The organism is Pseudomonas sp. P5_A2_2, assembly GCF_054177685.1.
Genome location: NZ_JBGCUL010001021.1, coordinates 1 through 1547 on the forward strand (window position 1 = coordinate 1; position 1547 = coordinate 1547).

At 61.7% G+C, this 1547-nt stretch carries 1 protein-coding gene and 2 pseudogenes; all 3 read right to left on the reverse strand.

Annotated features, from left to right (window positions below; genetic code table 11):
* A pseudogene (locus ACXRVY_RS28385) lies at positions 1–540 on the reverse strand (Mks condensin complex protein MksF); the annotation flags it as partial.
* Positions 537–1238, reverse strand: coding sequence for an Mks condensin complex protein MksE (gene mksE / locus ACXRVY_RS28390; RefSeq protein ID WP_223461070.1), 702 nt, complete (start codon positions 1236–1238; stop codon positions 537–539). The pseudogene ACXRVY_RS28385 and the gene mksE, both read right to left, overlap by 4 nt.
* Positions 1228–1547 (reverse strand): annotated as a pseudogene (locus ACXRVY_RS28395) (Mks condensin complex protein MksB); the annotation flags it as partial. The gene mksE and the pseudogene ACXRVY_RS28395, both read right to left, overlap by 11 nt.

A 1547-nucleotide genomic window follows, 5' to 3' on the forward strand; every position in this document is an offset into this window, starting at 1 on the left:
CTTCAGGCTCTGCTCGCTGGTGGAGCGCAGCGGGATCAGGGTCAGGTCCAGGGGAATCGAGGTGTGGCCACCGACCAGCAAACGGCGCAGTTCGTCCGGCTTGAGTTCGTAGGCTTTCAGGCCTTCGCGTTCAAGGTTGGTGAAGAGTTCTTTCTGACGCAGGCAGGTGTCGTTTTTCTGGTAGTGGGCCAGGTCCAGCTTGCCGGCATAGGCAAAGAACTGGTGACCGAAACCGCCGCCCGGGCCGCGACCGACCACACCGATCACGTGGGGACCGTGGGGCAGGTTCACTTCGACCAGGATGTAGCTGGTGTCCGAGGCGAAGTAGAAGCGCCGGGACTGCTCCAGGCTGTACTTGCCGAAGCTCATGTCCGACATGCGCGCCAGGATCGGGAACTGCAAGGCGTTGATCGAGGCGGATTTACCGAGGTTGTTCGCGCCGTACACCGACAGCGGCTCTTCCAGCGGAAACAGGCCGAGGCTGTAGCCGGCGGTGTTCAAAAGGGCAAAGCGGCGGATGCCGTAACGTTCCTTGCTCATGCGTCGAGCTCCTGTTCTTCGGCAATGGCCCGGGCCAGGGCGTCTTCTTCGCTTTCACCCTCGAATTCACTCAGATCGAGCGGATCGTCGGTCTGCAGCAGTTTTTCGTCGCTGTCTTCGTCGATCAGCACCGGCACCGGCAACGGCAGGACGCTGTGCAGGCTGGCGGCCAGGTCGCGGTCCTGCTGCACCGACAGGCACACATCGAGGAAGCGGTGCATCGGCGGCAGGAAACGGTAGATGCCGTTTTCTTCGCTGGCAAAGCCGAGCTGGGTCATGCGCCGCATGATCTTTTCTTCCAGTTCGTCCTGGGTCTGCACTTCGGCCTGGATGAACAGGTCGCGGTACTTTTCCAGCAACGACGGCAGCTCATCGCGGCCGAGACTGCCGCCGTCAAGCACGGAGATCGGGTCGCGGCCCTGGTCGGCCAGGTGCTCGACGAGGATGAAGGTGAACAGCGCAAGACGCTGCGCGGTCTTGTTCACCGCGGCGGCAGCGAGGTCCGGCACGAAGTAGTAGAAACCGCGGGTGTCGCAGACCAGTTCAAAGCCCAGGGCCTTGAACAGCGTGCGGTACTGGTCCTGAAAGTTCGACAACTGTGCGTACAGTTCCGGATCGCGGCGGCTGACGTGATAACCCTTGAACAGCTCGCGAAAGATCGGTGCCAGATGGGACAGTTCGGATAGATCAAGTTGCATGCGAAGTACTTCCATAGAGGGTGCTCGCAGAATTCTCGGTGGCATCGCTGACCGAGAGCAGGGCGAAGGAGCGCAGGCTGACCTGGTGCTCGTGGGTATGGTATTCGCGACGCTCCAGACGCTCGCGCGTGAAGCGTTTTTCCCGCGACAGGCGCGAGAACCAGTACAGCAATTCGTCGGTGGCGCCGTCCGGTTCCTGCTCCAGCAACCAAGTCATCAGGTCCGGCATCGGCAGGGCGTCTTCGCAGCGTTCGAGCATTTCCCGAACGGTGCGTGGCGCCCGTGGCGCTTCGCCTTTCTGGGTCTTGT